At 69.4% G+C, this 18,014-nt stretch carries 13 protein-coding genes and 1 pseudogene; 11 read left to right on the forward strand and 3 right to left on the reverse strand.

Features of this window, described 5'->3' with window-relative positions; translation table 11 throughout:
- Window positions 1–8 precede the first annotated feature (8 nt).
- The 9 genes from AQI94_RS06720 (at window position 9) to AQI94_RS06760 (ending at window position 11,130) form a co-directional block, all read left to right on the forward strand.
- Window positions 9–2,003, forward strand: a complete 1,995-nt coding sequence (locus AQI94_RS06720; RefSeq protein WP_031044753.1) for a pectinesterase family protein — start codon at window positions 9–11, stop codon at window positions 2,001–2,003.
- Window positions 2,004–2,059: 56 nt separating this feature from the next.
- On the forward strand, window positions 2,060–3,403 hold the full coding sequence (locus AQI94_RS06725; RefSeq protein WP_031044749.1) for an ABC transporter substrate-binding protein: 1,344 nt from the start codon (window positions 2,060–2,062) through the stop codon (window positions 3,401–3,403).
- Between the two features lie 96 nt (window positions 3,404–3,499).
- Window positions 3,500–4,300, forward strand: a complete 801-nt coding sequence (locus AQI94_RS06730) for a rhamnogalacturonan acetylesterase (RefSeq protein WP_031044746.1) — start codon at window positions 3,500–3,502, stop codon at window positions 4,298–4,300.
- 35 nt (window positions 4,301–4,335) lie between these two features.
- Window positions 4,336–5,655, forward strand: a complete 1,320-nt coding sequence (locus AQI94_RS06735; RefSeq protein ID WP_031044744.1) for a pectate lyase family protein — start codon at window positions 4,336–4,338, stop codon at window positions 5,653–5,655.
- A 109-nt stretch (window positions 5,656–5,764) separates the two neighbouring features.
- Window positions 5,765–6,892, forward strand: a complete 1,128-nt coding sequence (locus AQI94_RS06740; RefSeq protein WP_062229627.1) for a pectinesterase family protein — start codon at window positions 5,765–5,767, stop codon at window positions 6,890–6,892.
- A complete protein-coding gene (locus tag AQI94_RS06745; RefSeq protein WP_031045904.1) occupies window positions 6,892–7,923 on the forward strand; it encodes a pectinesterase family protein in 1,032 nt (343 codons plus the stop codon). Before AQI94_RS06740 ends, AQI94_RS06745 begins: the two co-directional genes overlap by 1 nt.
- Window positions 7,910–9,067 (forward strand): dienelactone hydrolase family protein, encoded by a 1,158-nt coding sequence (locus AQI94_RS06750; RefSeq protein WP_031045907.1) that lies wholly within the window; start codon window positions 7,910–7,912, stop codon window positions 9,065–9,067. The genes AQI94_RS06745 and AQI94_RS06750 overlap by 14 nt, the downstream gene beginning before the upstream one ends.
- A gap of 42 nt (window positions 9,068–9,109) precedes the next feature.
- Complete coding sequence (locus tag AQI94_RS06755; RefSeq protein ID WP_031045910.1) at window positions 9,110–10,222, forward strand: right-handed parallel beta-helix repeat-containing protein; 1,113 nt, start codon at window positions 9,110–9,112, stop codon at window positions 10,220–10,222.
- A 110-nt stretch (window positions 10,223–10,332) separates the two neighbouring features.
- Window positions 10,333–11,130 carry an HAD family acid phosphatase gene (locus AQI94_RS06760; RefSeq protein ID WP_031045914.1) on the forward strand — a complete coding sequence of 266 codons (798 nt, stop codon included), beginning with the start codon at window positions 10,333–10,335 and terminating at the stop codon, window positions 11,128–11,130.
- Here the strand turns inward: AQI94_RS06760 and AQI94_RS06765 are convergent.
- Window positions 11,127–13,325: a family 43 glycosylhydrolase gene (locus AQI94_RS06765; RefSeq protein WP_031045917.1), complete on the reverse strand. Its 2,199-nt coding sequence runs from the start codon at window positions 13,323–13,325 to the stop codon at window positions 11,127–11,129. The two genes, AQI94_RS06760 and AQI94_RS06765, sit on opposite strands and share 4 nt — an antisense overlap.
- Before the next feature lie 207 nt (window positions 13,326–13,532).
- On the opposite strand from AQI94_RS06765, the pseudogene AQI94_RS06770 reads away from it, so the two are divergent.
- Window positions 13,533–14,623, forward strand: a pseudogene (locus AQI94_RS06770) (right-handed parallel beta-helix repeat-containing protein).
- Between the two features lie 333 nt (window positions 14,624–14,956).
- Here AQI94_RS06770 and AQI94_RS06775 read toward each other — a convergent pair.
- Window positions 14,957–15,805, reverse strand: coding sequence for a hypothetical protein (locus AQI94_RS06775; RefSeq protein ID WP_031045920.1), 849 nt, complete (start codon window positions 15,803–15,805; stop codon window positions 14,957–14,959).
- The gene (locus AQI94_RS06780) at window positions 15,802–16,368 is read right to left on the reverse strand and encodes a SigE family RNA polymerase sigma factor (RefSeq protein ID WP_031045923.1); all 567 of its coding nucleotides are present in this window, start codon (window positions 16,366–16,368) and stop codon (window positions 15,802–15,804) included. Before AQI94_RS06780 ends, AQI94_RS06775 begins: the two co-directional genes overlap by 4 nt.
- A 236-nt stretch (window positions 16,369–16,604) precedes the next feature.
- On the opposite strand from AQI94_RS06780, the gene AQI94_RS06785 reads away from it, so the two are divergent.
- Window positions 16,605–18,008, forward strand: coding sequence for an NCS2 family permease (locus tag AQI94_RS06785; protein ID WP_031045926.1), 1,404 nt, complete (start codon window positions 16,605–16,607; stop codon window positions 18,006–18,008).
- Window positions 18,009–18,014: the final 6 nt, after the last annotated feature.

Genomic DNA, 18,014 nt, shown 5'->3' on the forward strand with positions numbered 1-18,014 from the left:
GAGCCGCAATGACGCAGCACCTTCGTAGCAAGCGCTTGCAGAGACCGGGGCACGGCATGGTCCTGGCCGCTGTGCTCGGCCTGCTGGCCGCGCTGAGCCTCGGGGCGATCGGGCAGGCCAGGGCCGTCGAGAAGGCCCCGGCCGACTCCCGGAGCGCCCCGGCCGACCGCTGGAGCGACCGGGCCCACGGCTTCGCCTCCCTCGCCGGCGGCACCACCGGCGGGGCCGGCGGCAAGGTCGTCACCGTCACCGACCAGGCCGCCCTGGCCGCCTACGCGGCGGCCGAGGAGCCGTACGTCATCCGGATCTCGGGCGCGATAGCCGTCGAGCCCTTCGGCTCGGACATCGTGGTGGCCTCGAACAAGACGATCATCGGCGTCGGCGACACCGGCGAGATCGTCCACGGCGAGCTGCATCTCAACCCCGGCACGCACAACGTGATCATCCGCAACCTGACCATCCGGGACTCGTACGTCGAGGGCGACTGGGACGGCAAGACGACCGACTTCGACGCGATCCAGATGGACACCGCCGACCACGTCTGGATCGACCACAACCGCTTCGAGCACATGGGCGACGGGCTGCTCGACATCCGCAAGGACAGCCAGTACGTCACCGTCTCGTACAACCAGTTCCGCAGCCACAACAAGGCGTTCGGGATCGGCTGGACGACCAACGTGCTGACCCAGATCACCATCGACCACAACTGGTTCACCGGGACCAAGCAGCGCAACCCGTCCGCCGACAACTGCGCCTACGCCCACCTCTACAACAACTACCTCTCGGCACAGGTCGCCGACGGGGACCCGGTGTGGACGTACGGGAACTGGTCGCGCGGCCGGACGAAGATGGTCATCGAGAACAGCTACTACGACGGGGTCCAGCACCCCTACCAGGCCGACGCCACCGCCGAGTTGGTGCAGCGCGGGTCGATCCTGAAGAACACCACCGGACGAACGGACGCGTGGGGCACGGCATTCGACCCGCGCTCCTTCTACGCCTACCGGCTGGACCCGGCCGCCGCCGTGCCCTCACTGGTGCCGAGGTTCTCCGGACCGCAGCAGCGCATCGGGGTGACCCTGCACGTCCCCGGCGACTACCCGAGCGTGCAGGCCGCCGTGGACGCCGTACCCGACCAGAACGCCGTGCCGGTGACGATCGCCGTCGCGCCGGGTACCTACCGGGCCAAGGTGTACATCCCGGCGACCAAGCCGAACATCGTGCTCCAGGGGACTGGACAGCGCCGGTCCGACACCGTCATCGTCTACGACACCCCCGCCGAGTACGGCGGTTCGACGGGCAGCGCGACGGTCCGGATCGCCGCGAACGACGTCACCGCCCGCCACCTCACCTTCAGCAACGACTTCGACGAGGCCGCGGTCGAGCTGAAGGGCGAACAGGCCCTCGCGATGAAGACGACCGGTGACCGGATCGTCTTCGAGGACACCGCCTTCCTGGGCAACCAGGACACCCTGATGACGGACAGCCCCAAGCTGGACGTGATCAGCCGGGTCTACCTCCGCGACGCGTACATCGAGGGCGATGTCGACTTCATCTACGGCCGGGCGACCACGGTGATCGACCGGTCCGTGATCCGGGCGCTGAGCCGCGGCTCGGACTCCAACAACGGCTACATCACGGCCGCCTCGACCTGGACGGGCAACCCGTACGGGTTCCTGATCACCCGGTCGAAGGTCGTGAGCGACGCCCCGGACCAGACGTTCCACCTGGGGCGGCCGTGGCACCCGGGCGGTGAACCCGCCGCCGTGGCGCAGGTGCTGATCCGCGACACCGTACTGCCGGCCGCCGTGAAGAGCTCGCCGTGGACCGACATGAGCGGCTTCTCCTGGAAGGACGCGCGGTTCACCGAGTTCCGCAACTCCGGGCCGGGAGCCGCCCCGAGCGCCGACCGGCCGCAGCTCGACGCCGCCGCCGCGAAGACGTACACCGTCGCGAACTACCTCAAGGGCACCGACGGCTGGGCACCCCACAGCCGCCACTGACTTCCCCCCACGACTTCATTTCTCCGCTGGAATCAGAAGAAGAAGAGAGCCGATCAATGAAGATCAGTATCCGCAGAAGCAGGCGCGCTGCCATAGCAGTCGCCCTCGGGTCCGTCCTGGCGCTGACCGCCACCGCCTGCGGTGACGACGGCAGCGGAGCCGGCGGCGACAAGGGCGACGCGGGCAGCGGCAAGGGCAAGATCGTCTTCTGGGACAACAACGGCGGTGTGCGCACCGACATCTGGAAGGAGGTCATCGCCGACTTCCAGAAGGCGAACCCGGACATCAAGGTCGAGTACGTCGGCATCGCGTCCACCGAGTACCAGTCCAAGGTCGACACCGCCATCCAGGGCGGCGGCCTGCCGGACGTCGGCGGTGTCGGGGCGGCCATGCTCGCCGGGTTCTCCGCCCAGAACGCGCTGGAGCCGCTGGACGACCGGCTCGCCAAGTCCTCCCTGAGCGGCAAGCTCAACGAGAACATGGTCGAGTCGCTGAAGGCGGCCGGGGGCGGGGACGGAACCCTGTACTCGATCCCGACCTCCGCCAACAACGGAGTGCTCTACTACCGGACCGACCTGTTCAAGAAGGCCGGCCTCGACGAGCCGACGACCTGGGACAAGTTCTACGCGGCCGCGGACAAGCTCACCGACGCCAAGAAGAACGAGTTCGGTTACACCATCCGCGGCGGTGCCGGGTCCATCGCCCAGGCCCTGGACGCGGCGTACGGGCAGAGCGGGATCACCTCCTTCTGGAACGGCGACAAGACCACCCTCAACGACCCGAAGAACGTGGCGGCGCTGGAGAAGTACGTGGCGCTGTACAAGAAGGACACCCCGGCGGCCGACCTCAACAACGACTTCACCAAGATGGTCGCCCAGTGGGACTCCGGCACCATCGGGATGCTGAACCACAACCTGGGGTCGTACCAGGACCACCTGAAGGCGCTCGGAGCCGACAAGTTCCGGGGCATTCCGCAGCCGATCGGCGCCACCGGCAAGCGGGTGCAGGTGTCCAACCCCGTCGACGGGCTCGGGGTGTTCAAGAGCTCGAAGAACAAGGACGCGGCCTGGAAGTTCATCGAGTTCGCGACCTCCGCGGCGGAGAACTCGAAGTTCAACAAGTCCGCCGGGCAGGTGCCGTCGAACAACGACGCCGCCAAGGACGCCTGGATCTCGCAGGCCGAGCCCACGAAGCTGGCCGCCGCCGCGCTGACCGACGGTTCCACCACCATCGTCCAGCTGCCGTACTACCTGCCCGACTGGAACACCATCTCCAAGGCGGACAACGAGCCCAACTTCCAGAAGGTGCTGCTGGGCGACATGAGCGCCAAGGACTTCCTGGACACCATGGCCGAGCAGCTGAACAAGGCTCAGGCCGAGTGGAAGGAACAGAACGGCTAAGAGCCCGGGTGAATGCGGTCGTGGGGAGCTGCGGGTTCGTCGTGGCTGGTCGCGCAGTTCCCCGCGCCCCTCACAGGTCAGAAAGGTGCACCTGATATGACACTCACGCGCAGACAAGTCACCGTCGCGGCGCTTGCCACCGTGCCGCTCGCTCTCGGCGCGGCCGGCACCGCTCAAGCCTCTCCCCGGAGGGCTCGCACCCTCTACATCGCCGGTGATTCCACCGCCGCCCAGAAATACTCCGACGCCGCGCCCGAGACGGGGTGGGGCATGGCGCTCCCCTTCTTCCTGTGCAAGGACCTGGCTGTCGCCAACCACGCGGTCAACGGGCGGAGTTCGAAGTCCTTCGTCGACGAAGGGCGGCTCGACGCGATTCTCGGGCTGATCAGGCCCGGTGACCTCCTGCTCGTCCAGTTCGCGCACAACGACGAGAAGAGCGCCGATCCGACCCGCTACACCGAGCCCTGGACGACGTACCAGGACTATCTGCGCCGGTACCTCGACGGCGCCCGCGCGAAGGGTGCCCGGCCGGTCCTCGCCACCCCCGTCGAGCGGCGGAAGTTCGACGCGAACGGCAACGCCGTGCCGACCCACGGGGAGTACCCGGCCGCGATGCGGGCGCTCGCCGGGGAGGAGGGCGTGGCGCTGCTCGACATCCAGGCGCTGTCCCTGGCGCTGTGGCAGCGGCTGGGCGTCGAGGAGACCAAGAAGTACTTCAACTGGACCGACACCGAGCAGGACAACACGCACTTCAACCCGCCCGGTGCCATCGCGGTGGCGCGTCTGGTCGCCGGTGAGCTGCTGAAGCACCGCGTGCTGGCGCCCCGGGACGTGCGCCGGCTCGACGCCGAGATCCCGGAGTCCTGGATCACCTGGCCGTCGCCGGCCGCCGTCTGACCATCCCTTCCTCGCAGTCGAAAGAGAGCCGCACAATGAACGCACAGCTATGTCATGGGCATGTCATAACAAAGGTGATGGCGGTGGCGGGCTGCGCCGCCCTGGTCCTCGCGGTCACCGGCACCACCGCCCAGGCCAAGGGACACGACACGGCCCGCGAGACCCTCGCCGCCGGGGACGGCTGGGCCTCCGAGGGCACCGGCACCACCGGAGGCGCCGCCGCCGACGCCGCCCACGTGTACACCGTCACCGACTGGGCCGGCTTCAAGGCGGCCCTCGCCGCCGGTGGCAGCGCCCCGAAGATCATCAAGGTGAAGGGGACCATCGACGCGGTCTCCGAGGGCTGTGACTCCCTCGCCGCGCCCGGCTACGACTTCGACGCCTATCTGGCGAAGTACTCGCCCGAGGCCTGGGGCCTGGACACCGACCTGAGCGCCGAGCCCGACGACAGCCCCGAGGGCCTGCGCCGCGCCTCCGCCGCCCACCAGGACCAGACCATCAAGGCGAACGTCCCGGCCAACACCACGATCATCGGTGTCGGCAAGAACGCCGGGTTCAAGGGCGCGAGCCTCCAGATCAAGGCCGTCGACAACGTCATCGTCCGCAACCTCACCTTCGAGAGCCCCATCGACTGCTTCCCGCAGTGGGACCCCACCGACGGCGACAAGGGCAACTGGAACTCCGAGTACGACACCGCCGTCGTCTACGGCTCCACCCATGTCTGGCTGGACCACAACACCTTCACCGACGGCAGCCACCCCGACAGCGCGGCGCCCACCTACTTCGGCATGCTCTACCAGCAGCACGACGGCGAGCTGGACATCGTCAAGGGCGCGAACCACGTCACCGCCTCCTGGAACGTCTTCACCGAGCACGACAAGACGATCCTGATCGGCAACAGCGACAGCGAGTCCACGGCGGCGGGGGACCGGGGCAAGCTCAAGGTCACCTTCCACCACAACCTGTTCTCGAACCTCGTCGAGCGCGCGCCCCGCGTGCGCTTCGGACAGGTCGACTCCTACAACAACCACTTCGTGGCGAACGCCGACTACTCCTACAGCTTCGGCATCGGCAAGGAGTCCCAGCTCGTCGCCGAGCACAACGCGTTCACGCTGCCGGAGGGGATCAGCGCGGCCAAGGTGCTCAAGCGGTGGAACGTCTCCCCGCTCACCGCCGACGACAACTACGTCAACGGCAAGCCCACCGACCTGATCGCCGTCCACAACGCCGAGATCCCCGCCGAGACCCTGGAGTCCGGCGCGGGCTGGACGCCGACCCTGCGCACGAAGGTCGACCCGGCCAAGAAGGTGCCGGGGATCGTCGACCGCGGTGCGGGCGCGGGCCGCATCTGCTGACCCCGCCCCCTGACCGGCCGGGGCGGAATCCAGCGGCCGCCCCGGCCACCCACCTCACCCCCCACGCGAGGCACCCCACCCCTGAGCCGCATGTCCAAGGAGCACCCGCATGTCCTCGCACGACACCCGACTCTCCCTGTCCAGAAGGGGATTCCTGCTCGCGAGCACCGGAGCGGCGGCCGCGCTCGCCCTCGCACCCGCCCCCGCGCACGCCGGCGCCCGGCACCCCTTCGGCCGCTTCGGATCACCGGCCGCCCGGCTCACCCCGCAGACCCTCTACGTCGACGCGCGGGGCCGGGGCGACCACACCACCGTGAAGGACGCGGTCACCGCGGCCACCGGCAGCGGCTGGACCCTGGTCCTCGCCCCCGGCACCTACCGGGAGACCGTCGCCGTCGACGTCACCCGCACCGAGGCGACCTGGATCGGCGCCTCCGAGGACCCCCGGGACGTCGTGATCGTCTACGACAACGCGGCCGGCACCCCCAAGCCCGGCGGCGGCACCTACGGCACCACCGGCTCCGCCACCACCACGGTCCAGGCCGACGGCTTCACCGCCCGCTGGATCACCTTCGCCAACGACTGGCTGCGCGCCGACCACCCCGACATCACCGGCACCCAGGCCGTCGCCCTCAAGGTCCAGGGCGACCGCTCCGCCTTCCACCACTGCCGCTTCCTGGGCCACCAGGACACCCTCTACGCCGACTCGATCGCCCTCACCTCCTTCGCCCGCCAGTACTTCTCGCACTGCTACGCCGAGGGCGACGTCGACTTCGTCTTCGGGCGGGCCACGGCCGTCCACGAGCACTGCCACTTCCGCACCCTGAACCGGACCGACCTGGCGGGGGCGCCGTACGGCTTCGTCTTCGCGCCCTCCACGGCGGGGGCCAACCCGCGCGGCTACCTCGTCACCAGGAGCCGCGTCAGCAGCGAAGCCCCCGACGGCTTCTACAAGCTGGCCCGCCCATGGGTGCCCAGCTCCGACACCACCGCCCGGCCCTCGCTCGTGGTGCGGGACACCTGGCTGGGCCCCGGGATCGACGCCGTCGCGCCCTACACCAACATGTCGGACGCCTTCCCCTGGCAGAACCAGCGCTTCGCCGAGTACCGCGACACCGGGCCCGGCGCCCGGATCACGGTTCCCGAGAACCGGCCCCAACTCACCTCCGAGCAGGCCGAGTCGGCGACGCGAGAGGCCTATCTCGGCGACTGGCGACCCTGGAAGGTGTCGTGCTGATGCGCAGGCGCACCCTTCTCGCGGCCGGCTTCGGACTCGCCGTGGCGGGAGCGACCCCCGCCTTCGCCACCGGCGGCCGCCGTGTCCTCCACGTCCGCCCCGGCGAGTCCGTCCAGGCCGCCGTGGACGCGGTCACCGGCCCCGGCTGGACGATCGTCGTGCACCCGGGCACCTATCGCGAGGTCGTCAGCATCCCCGCTGCCGCAGCCGAGCTGACCGTGCGTGGTGCCGTCCGCGACGCCCGCGCGGCCGTCATCGTGTACGACAACGCCAACGGCACCCAGAAGTCCGACGGTTCAGGCACCTACGGCACCGCCGGCTCCGCCACCTTCACCTCCGCGGCCCCCGGCCTCACCGTCCGCGACCTCACCCTCGCCAACGACTGGCTGCGCGCCGACCACCCCGACATCACCGGCACCCAGGCGGTCGCCGCCTGCACATTCGGCGACCGCACCCGCTTCGAGAACGTCCGCCTCCTCGCCCACCAGGACACCCTCTTCGTCGAGACGACCGCGCTCACCGCCTTCGACCGGCAGTACTTCCGGCGCTGCTACATCGAGGGCGACGTGGACTTCGTCTTCGGCCGGGCCACCGCCGTCTTCGAGGAGTGCCACTTCCACACCCTCCAGCGGGACGTCGGCTTCACCCCCAAGGGCATGGTCTTCGCCCCGTCCACGGCCCGCGCCAACCCGCACGGCATCCTCGCCGTCCGCTCCCGCATCACCTCCGGCGCAGAGAACGGGGCGTACAAGCTGGCGCGCCCCTGGGTGCCGTCGTACGAGACGACCGCCTGGCCGTCGCTCGTGGTGCGGAACTCCTGGATCGGCCCCGGCGTCGATCCGGTCGCGCCCTACACCAACATGCGCGACGCCTACCCCTGGCAGACCATGCGTTTTCGCGAGTACGCCAACTCCGGCCCCGGCGCGGTGATCTCCGTCCCCGACAACCGGCCCCAGCTGACCACCGCCGAGGCCGCCGCGCACACCCCGCGTACCTATCTCGGGGACTGGAGGCCCTATGAGTGCCGGTGACCCGCTGGGACGACGGGCTTTCGTGGTGGGCGCCGGTGCGGCCGTGCTGGCCGGGGGAGCGGTGAGCCCCGCCGATGCCGGGGTGGTGGACGGCCCGCTGCCCGACTTCCACCCGGCCCTCAAGTCCGAGCTGAACTTCCCGCTGGCCTGGGGGACTTCACCGGTCCGCGACTTCCGCGGATGGCGTCGGCAGGCTCGCGCCAAGGTCGAGGAGCACCTTCTCGTCGACCGCGAGGACCGGACGCCGTACGCCCCCGAGCACGGACAGGCCGCCCAGGGCGACGGTTACACGCGGGAGCTGGTCACCCTCTCCCTCACCCACCACGAACGCGTCCGCGCCGCGCTGCTCACCCCGCACGGTCCCGGGCCGTTCCCCGCGGTGCTGCTGCTCCACGACCACGGGGCGAGGTTCGACATCGGCAAGGAGAAGCTCGTCCGGCCCTGGTACGACGACACCCGGCTCGCCTCCGCGCGGTCCTGGGCCGACAGGTACTTCAGCGGCCGGTTCGTCGGCGACGAACTGGCCCGGCGCGGCTATGTCGTCCTGTGCGCGGACGCCCTCGGCTGGGGCGACCGCGGCCCGATCGCCTACGACCAACAGCAGGCCCTGGCCTCCAACTTCTACCACCTCGGCTCCTCGCTGGCCGGGCTCATGGCCCGTGAGGACGCCCGTGCCGCCGAGTTCCTCGCCGGCCTGGACCGGGTGGACGCCCGCCGGGTCGCGGCCGTCGGCTTCTCCATGGGTGCCTACCGCGCCTGGCAGACCGCCGCGCTGACCGACGCCGTCCGGGCCACGGCCGCGGTCTGCTGGATGACCGGCCTCAAGGAAATGATGGTGCCCGGCAACAACACCCTGCGCGGACAGTCCAGTTACTACATGATCCACCCGGGGCTGCCCCGGTTCCTCGACTTCCCCGACGTGGCGAGCATCGCCGCCCCCAGGCCGATGCTCTTCTTCGACGGCGGGCTCGACCCGCTGTTCCCCGCCGACGGCGTACAGGTCGCCCACGACAAGCTGCGCGCCGTCTGGCACTCCCGCCACGCCGAGGAGCGGTTGCACCTGAAGACCTGGCCCGACCTGGGCCATGTCTTCGTCGACCGCATGCAGGACGAGGTCTTCGGCTGGCTCGACGCCGTCCTGTGACCACCCCCTCCCCGAAAAGCACGACGAAAGGACCCGCACTCCATGTCTCGTCGTACCGCTCTCATCGCCACGGCAGCCCTCGCCCTCGGCTCGGGCCTCGCCGTCCTCCCCACCCAGGCCCAGGCCGCGACGGTCGTCGTCAGCAATTCGACCGACCTGTCCAACGCCATCAAGAACGCCACCGCCGGCACGGTGATCCAGGTCCGGGGCGGCACCTACTACCCGACGGCCACCCTCCAGTCCACGGCCAACGGCAGCTCCTCCGCGCCGATCACGCTCACCGCGTACGGCTCGGAGACCGTGAAGATCGACGGCTCGTCGCTGCCCGACGGCGACTGGATCTTCAAGCTGACCGCCGACTACTGGAACGTCTCCAACATCACCTTCCAGAACTCCCCGGACAGCGCGGTGGTCTGCCAGTCCTGCACCGGGACGGTCTGGAACAACATCAAGACCGTCAACGGCGGCGACTCCGGCTTCACGCTCACCGGCGACGGGACGGTCAACAACACCGTCAAGAACATCGACAGTTACGGCAACTACGACGCCGCGAACCACGGGGAGAACGCCGACGGCATCGCCGTGAAGTTCGGCTCCGGCACCGGCAACCTCATCACCGGGGCCCGCCTCTACAACAACTCGGACGACGGGATCGACTTCTGGTCCTTCTCCTCGCCCGTCACCGTCGAGCACACCTGGTCCATGGGCAACGGCGTCAACCGCTGGTCCGACTCCGCCTTCGCGGGCGACGGCAACGGCTACAAGCTGGGCGGCGACGGCGAGGTCGTCGCGCACGCCATCAACAACTCCGCCGCCTGGGGCAACGCGGGCAACGGATTCACCGAGAACTCCAACACCGGCGCCATCGTCATCAACCGCACCACCGCCTACGCCAACAGCAAGTGGGGCTACTACTTCGCCACCAGCTCCGCGAAGCTCGGCAAGAACCTCGCGGTGAGCAACGGCGGGGGCTCGGTCAGCAAGGGCTCCAAGGTGACCTCGTCCGGCAACAACTGGGACAGCGGGATCAGCACCCCCGCCTTCAGGTCGACGGACGCGTCGACGACGTACAACGCCCGCAGCTCCAGCGGCACCCTGCCCGCCACCACGTTCCTGACGACGGGCAGCACCACGATCGGCGCGACCATGAACTGACGCCGCCATGAACTGACGCGGCCTCCGAAAACCCCGGCTCGGGGCGCTTGACCCGTTTTTTACCGGGCGGGTCTCGCGCCCACCGGGGTGACGCGCGTAGAACCTCTGTCATGCATAAGTCACTGCGTATCGCAGCCGTCGCCACCGCCTGCGCGGTCGTCGGCGTCGCCGTGTACGGCGCCGGTGCGGCCACGGCCCACCAGTCCACGGCGAACTCCACGCACGAGCCCTACAACATCGGGCTCCTGGTCAAGGACATCGACACCTACTACGGCACCACGGCCGACGCCAACGGTGTCTACCAGGCGTCGCCCACCAGCCCCTACGCCAAGGACCTGGCGAGCATCGACAAGGCGGCGCGCAAGTACATCGACCAGGCCGCCCGCAAGGCGCACCACAGGGGTGAGAAGCCCGCCGTCGTCTTCGACATCGACGACACGCTGCTGCTCAGCCTCGACTACGAGAAGCGCTACAACTACACCTACAACGCGACCACCTGGGCCGACTACGTGAACCGGGCCGACCGCCCGGCCGTCTTCGGCAGCCCCGAGCTCGTGCAGTACGCCGAGAAGAAGGGCGTCGAGGTCTTCTACAACTCGGGCCTCAGCGAGGCCCAGCGCTCCGCCGCGGTCGAGAACCTGAAGAAGATCGGCGCCGACGTGAACCTCGACGCCGACCACGTGTTCCTCAAGGACAAGGCGAACCCGCCGGCCTACCTGAGCGCCTGCGCCACGCCGGGCACCTGGACCTGCACCACCGTGCAGTACAAGTCCGGCACCCGGGCGCACATCGAGAAGGACCTCGGGTACGAGATCATCGCCAACTTCGGCGACCAGTACTCCGACCTCGACGGCGGTTACGCCGACCGGACGTACAAGCTCCCGAACCCGACGTACTTCGTGAGCTAGTCCCGCACCGGCCGGATCCCCTCCAGGGTCGGCACCACGGGCTTGATCGTGCCGTCCACCGCGAACTCCATGCGGTCGACGGTGGTTTCGCGGTGCATCCCGTCCCCGCCGGGCCTCCCCGGCCCGTTCAGGGCGAACCGGTGGTAGACGATGTACCAGTCGTCGGTGCCGGGGACGTTCACCACGGAGTGGTGACCGGTGGCGAGGACGCCGTACTCGGGACGCTTGGACAGGATCGTCCCCTTCTTGGTCCACGGGCCGAGCGGGGACGGTCCCGTCGCATAGGCGACGTGGTAGTTCTCGCTGCGGGTGTCGTCCTCGGACCACATGAAGTAGTACGTGCCGTTCCGCTTGATCACGAAGGAGCCCTCGCGGAAGTTGTCCGGGGTGATGTCCTTGACCGCGGCGGCGTCGTAGGAGGTCATGTCGTCGTTCAGCGGGACGACATAGCCGTGCCCGTTGCCCCAGTACAGGTACGACGTCCCGTCGTCGTCCGTGAAGACGGCCGGGTCGATCATCTGGCCCTGCAGCGAACCGCCCTTCGCCACCAGGGGCTTGCCGAGCGCGTCCTTGAACGGGCCTGCGGGGGAGTCCGCCACCGCCACACCGATCTGCTGCTCGGCGCAGAAGTAGAACCAGTACTTCCCGTCCCGCTCGGCGATCGCCGGAGCCCACGCGTACTTGTCGGCCCACGACACGTCCGCGCCGAGGTCGAGGACGACCCCGTGGTCCTTCCAGTGGACCAGGTCCTTCGACGAGTACGCCTTGAACCGCGTCCCGCTCCAGCCGTTGAAGCCGTCGGTCGTCGGGTAGATCCAGTACTCGCCGTCGAGATAGTGCACGTCCGGGTCGGCGTTGAGGCCGGGCAGGACCGGACTGCCGGTCGGCACGGCCTCGACGGTCCATCCGCGGGTCGTCCCGTCGGCCGCCGTCACGGTGTACTTCTGCGGCTTGCGGAAGTCCCGCCGGGTGCCGGACCCAGGGGTGACCGTGGCGCCCGCGCCGACCGCCAACTGCGGTGCGAGACGGGTGAGATCGGTGCCCGGCCGCATCGGCAGCACGACCTTCGAGGCCGCCTCCGTGACGATCGCGTACCCCTTCTGGCCGGAAGCCGTCGCGTCCACGACCGAGGCCCCGGTCGCCGGATACGCGCCGAGCAGACGGTCGTACTCGGCCTGCGTCACCGGAAGAACCGTCCCGTGCCGGGGACTCGCGGGCAGCTGGTAGTTCGTGGACGGGGTCCACGTGCCCGAGTCGAGGTCGGTGGTCTCGAAGGGGACGTACCCGCGACCGCCGTACTCGTCGATGAACAGGTACCACTTCTTCTCGGTGTTCGACCTGAACACCGTCGGACCCTCACCGCGGTCCATCGCACCGCTGCCGATGCAGTCCGCGACCAGGTCGTACTTGGTCGAGGTCAGACTCGTCGACTTCTCGCCGGTGATGAACTTGGCGCAGGGCGAGCTGGAGGTGGGGTCCCGCTCGTCCTTGGTGTAGCGGTAATAGGTGTCCTTGTACTTCACGACCGTCGAGTCGATGACCGAGTAGCCGGGGTCGTCCCAGACCTTGGGCGCGCTGAAGGTGCGGAAGTCCTTGGTGGTCGCGTACAGCATCTTGTTGTACGTCGATCCCGTGTGCCCGGGGTCGTCGTCGGCGTACAGCTTCGACGCCCAGAAGACGACGTACGCACCGAGGCTGTCGTCCCAGTAGGCCTCCGGCGCCCAGGTGTTGCCCGCGTTGTCGGGGGCCACCTTCACCAGCCGCTGGTCCGTCCAGTGCACCAGGTCGGTGGACTCCCAGATCATGACGGACTTGCTGCCGTGCCGCTGGACGTCGTCCCAACTGCCGCTGCTGTTCCGGTACATGCGCAGGTCGGTGGCGATCAGGTAGAACCTGTCGCCCTTCGGCGAGCGGATCACGAAGGGATCGCGCAGGCCCTTCTCCCCGGTCGTCGAGGTCAGCACCGGCTTGCCCTGGTTCAGCTCGCGCCAGTGCAGGGGGTCGTTGCCGCGGCTGAGCGCGTAGCGGATCTGCTCGCCGTCGGCCGTGCCCTCGCCGGTGAAGTAGGCGAAGAGATAGCCGGCGTACTTGGGGTGGCTCACGGGCGGTGCTCCTGAGAGGGCGGAACCGGGCGGTGCGGTCAGAAGGGACAGCAGTAGCGAGAGACAGGCGACGAGGAGGATGCGTGGGCGCATGTCGCTCCTGGAGATGTGGGGGTGTGGGGGTTTCTGTTGAGGGCTGTGCGCGCCTTCGGAGTGTTACGAGCGAGACACAGCACGTCAATCGGTGAGTGCGCGATCAGCGGCAGCGAAAGTTTCGGTTGCTTTCGTCGTGCCACGGCAACCTCGCCGGCCGTGGCGGCGACTTCGGGGCGCCCCCTTCGCCGAGGAAAGGAACGCCCCGTGCGGCACAGCAACGGACGCCACCGCAGGGCCCGCACGCTCTCCCTCGCCGCGGCGGTCGCCGTCGCCGCGGGCGCGGGCGGTGTGTGTCTGGGCCTGTCGGACGGCGGGGCCGAGGCCGCGTCGAGGACGGTCACGGTCTCCACCACGGCCCGGCTGGAGGCGGCGGTGCGGAACGCGACCGCGGGCACGGTCATCCAGGTCCGCGCCGGGACGTACACCCCGTCGGCCACCCTCAGGGGCACGGCGAACGGCACGCGCTCGGCACCGATCACCCTGCGGGCGTACGGCGGCGAGAAGGTGCGGATCGACGGGTCCGGGCCGGCTCCCGGGTCCTGGCTGGCCGGGATCGACGGCGACCACTGGACCGTCCGGAACCTCACCTTCAAGAACTCGCCGGCCCAGGGCCTCGTCGTCACCTCCTCCGAGGCGACGGGACCAGGGACAACCTCGTGCGGAACCTGGACAGTCACGGCAACTACGACCCCGCCGGGCACGGTCGCAACGCCGACGGGATCGCCGTGAAGTTCGGCTCCGGGACCGGCAACCGGATCACCGGGGCGCGCCTGTACGGCAACTCCGACGACGGCATCGACCTGTGGCAGTTCTCCTCGCCGGTCACCGTCGAGCACAGCTGGGCCTTCGGGAACGGCAGGAACCGGTGGCGGGACCGCGCCTTCGAGGGCGACGGCAACGGGTTCGAGCTGGGCGGCGGCGTGACGGTGGCGCACCTCGTCCATGACGACGCGGCCTGGGGCAACGCCCTGAACGGGTTCAACGCGACCTCCAACACCGGGGCGATCGTGCTCAGCCGCAACACGGCGTACTCCAACGGCGAGGCCGGGTTCCACTTTGCCGGCGGCCGGGCCCGGCTGGCGCGCAACCTCGCGGCGGGCAACCGGGGCGGCCTGTCGGAACTGGGTCCGGCCACGGTGTCCGCGGCGAACAACTGGGACGCGGGCGTGCCGACTCCGGTGTTCCGGTCGACGGACGCCGGCACGGCGTACGGCGCCCGCGGTACGGACGGGTCGTTGCCCGCCACGCCCTTCCTGACCACCGGCTCCACCACGGTGGGCACCACGATGAACTGAGCGGCCGAACGGGGAAACGCCCCGCCTGTCGTCACAGGCGGGGCGTTCCTCGTGCCGGCCCGAGGGGGGCTCCAGCCGGCAGCTGCCGGCTGAGGGGGGCTCAGGCCGGCAGGTCTCTGCGGTCGTACTCCGTCATCCAGGCACTACCAAGGACGACGAAGGCGACCGAATGGTTGTTCCCCCACCTCGAACTCGTGGTGAGGAAGTGCGTCGCGTGCCGCGTGGAGGCCGTGGGAACGGCCCGGCGGACTCCACGCACCACCTGTGTGGTCGCCGAAGGGCAAAGGGTTGCCGCCCCGGCGGAGGTTTTTCGGCGGGACTCCGCACCGAGGGCTACCCCCCGTCCGCCGACCCGTCGTCCTGGGCCGCGAAGCCGCCCTTGACGGCGAGGTCCCCGGACCGCGCGGTCGCCGTCGCCGTGTAGGTGTCGTCCTTCGCGTTCCGGCCGCCGCGCTCGTGGTTGTACTGTCCCGCGAACACCCACTCGCCCTTCGGGACCTTACGGCCGTCCTTGAGCACCCACGTGTAGACGAGGAAACCGTCCTTCTCGGCGACCGTCAGCGTGAAGTCGTCCTCGGGCAGGGAGCGCCAGGCGCCGGAACTGGTGACGCCACCGGTCTGCGCGATCCGCACCTCGACCGTGAGGGCGGTCAGTTCCGCGGAGGTCTTGAGGGTCAGATTGCTCTGCGCCCAGAACTCGTTGCTGTGCGTGTCCAGTGAGCCGTCCGACCACAGCGGACCGTCCTGGACACCCGGGGCCGGCCCCTCGGCGGAGGCGCTCGGTGCCCCCGAGGGCGTGGCGCTCGGCGTGCCGGACCGGTGCGTGGGGGCGCTGCTCGGCGCCGGAACCGCCGACCGGAAGGGCGGACGGCTCGTCGCGTCGGGGGAGGGGGTGGGCGTGCCCGTGGCGGCGACCGACGTCTGCGCGGCCGGCTCGTCCTTCACCGCGGACGCCACCGCGTACCCGCCGAGGCCCAGCACACAGGCGACCGCGGCCGTGGCGCTCACCACCCGCACCCAGCCGTACAGCGGCGGCCGCGTCGCCCGGTGGTCGGGGCGGGTCTTCTCCGACATGCCACGCTCGACCCGGGCGAGGATCTGCTCGCGGTTCGGTGTGTGCGCCTCGGCCGCGTCCTGCAGCCGGGCGCGCAGTTCGCCGTGCACGTCCCGCTGCATGGTCATCGGTCCCTTCCTCCGGTGTCACTGGTGCGCGCCATCGCGGCGTGCACCCTCAGCGGAGCGTTCCGGGGGCCGAGCAGCCGCTGCAACTCGGCCATCCCCTTGGAGGTCTGGCTCTTAACCGTACCGACCGACACACCCAGGGCCAGCGCGGTGTCCTTCTCGGACAGGTCGAACGCGTGCCGCAGCACCACACACGCCCGCTTGCGGAACGGCAGCCTGCGCAGCGCCTCCTGGACGTCGACCGTGCCCGCCACGTCGGGGTTCTCGACCTTCTCCTCGCGCTGGGACCAGAACAGGGCGATGCGCCGGCGCTCACGGACCGCGCTGCGGATACGGGTGCGGGCCAGGTTGGCGACCACTCCGCGCGCGTACGCCGCCGGGTGATCGGCCGCGCGCACCCGGTCCCAGCGGTGCCACAGCGCCAGCAGCGCGTCCGCCGCCAGGTCGTCGGCGGCGTCCGGCTCACCGGTCAGCAGGTGGGCGAGACGGGACAGTTCGGCATAGTGGCGTTCGAAGAAGGCGTGGAACTCCACGGAGGCGGCGTCGTCGACGACTGTGCCCACGGGCTCCCTCTCCCTTGTGTGTCATGTGAATGACATGTGATCGTCCGGGGGTGGCCGGGCGGAGATCCGGCAGCCTAGCAGCGATCGAGTAAGCGCTCTCGTACGGGTCTTCGAACTGAGGATGACGGGTCGGACCCCGAATCCGTAACACGGAGAAAACCTGAGGCGCGTTCACCACAGGAACAATCCAGCCAGCATCCGCACACCGATCATTCAGGCACCAAGGAGCAGTGAGCATGTCCGTCGACCGGTACTTCAGGATCTCCGAGAGGGGATCCACCTTCGCGCGTGAGATACGCGGCGGCTTCGCCACGTTCTTCACGATGGCCTACATCCTGGTCCTGAATCCCATCATCCTCGGCAGCGCGAAGGACAAGTTCGGGCACCAGCTGGATGCCGTCCAGCTCACCACGGCGACGGCCCTGGTGGCCGCGGTGATGACGATCATCATGGGTGTGGGCGGGAACCTGCCGCTCGCGCTCGCCGCCGGGCTCGGGCTGAACGCGGTCGTCGCCTTCCAGATCGCCCCGCTGATGAGCTGGGACGACGCGATGGGACTGGTCGTCCTGGAGGGGCTGCTCATCTGCGTGCTGGTGGTGACCGGTCTGCGGGAGGCCGTCATGCACGCCATCCCGCAACCGCTCAAGCAGGCGATCAGTGTCGGCATCGGGCTGTTCATCGCGTTCATCGGCTTCGTGGACGCCGGGTTCGTGAGCCGTATCCCCGACGCCGCGAACACCACCGTGCCGGTTCAGCTCGGCGGCACCGGCGCACTCACCGGCTGGCCGATCCTCGTCTTCTGTCTCGGGGTGCTGCTGACGATCGGGCTGCTCGCGCGCAAGGTCAAGGGCGCGATCCTGATCAGCATCGTGACCATGACGGTCCTCGCGATGGTCATCAACTCGATCGCCGACATCAAGTCCTGGGGCCTGACGACACCGCAGTGGCCCGACAAGATCGTCGACACCCCCGACTTCGGCCTGATCGGCCACTTCAGCCTGTTCGGCTCCTTCAGCGCGCCCGGCGTCGGGATCGTGACGGTCGTCCTGCTGATCTTCACGCTGATCCTGTCCGACTTCTTCGACACGATGGGCACGGTCGTCGGCATCAGCGCGGAGGCCGGGCTGCTGGACGAGGAGGGCAAGGTGCCCAACCTCGGCCGGGTCCTGCTGATCGACGGGGCCGCGGCGGTGGCCGGCGGCGCGGCGTCGGCGTCCTCCGCCACCTCGTACATCGAGTCGGCCGCCGGCGTCGGTGAAGGGTCGCGCACCGGGTTCTCGAACCTGATCACGGGCGGGCTGTTCGCGCTGGCGCTGTTCCTGACCCCGCTGCTGACCATCGTCCCGCTCCAGGCCGCCGCGCCCGCCCTGGTCGCCGTGGGCTTCCTGATGATGACGCAGGTCAAGCACATCGACTGGGACCGCTACGACATCGCGATCCCGGCGTTCCTGACCATCGCCGTGATGCCGTTCACCTACTCGATCACCAACGGAATCGGCGCGGGCTTCCTGGCCTACGTCGTGATCAAGGTGGTGCTGGGGAAGGCCAAGGAGATCCACTGGCTGCTGTGGGCCGCCTCGGCGCTGTTCCTCGTGTACTTCGCCATCGACCCGATCGAGCAGGTGCTCGGCGCCAAGTAACCACCG

The sequence above is a fragment of the Streptomyces pseudovenezuelae genome (genome assembly GCF_001513955.1).
GTDB lineage: Bacteria > Actinomycetota > Actinomycetes > Streptomycetales > Streptomycetaceae > Streptomyces > Streptomyces pseudovenezuelae.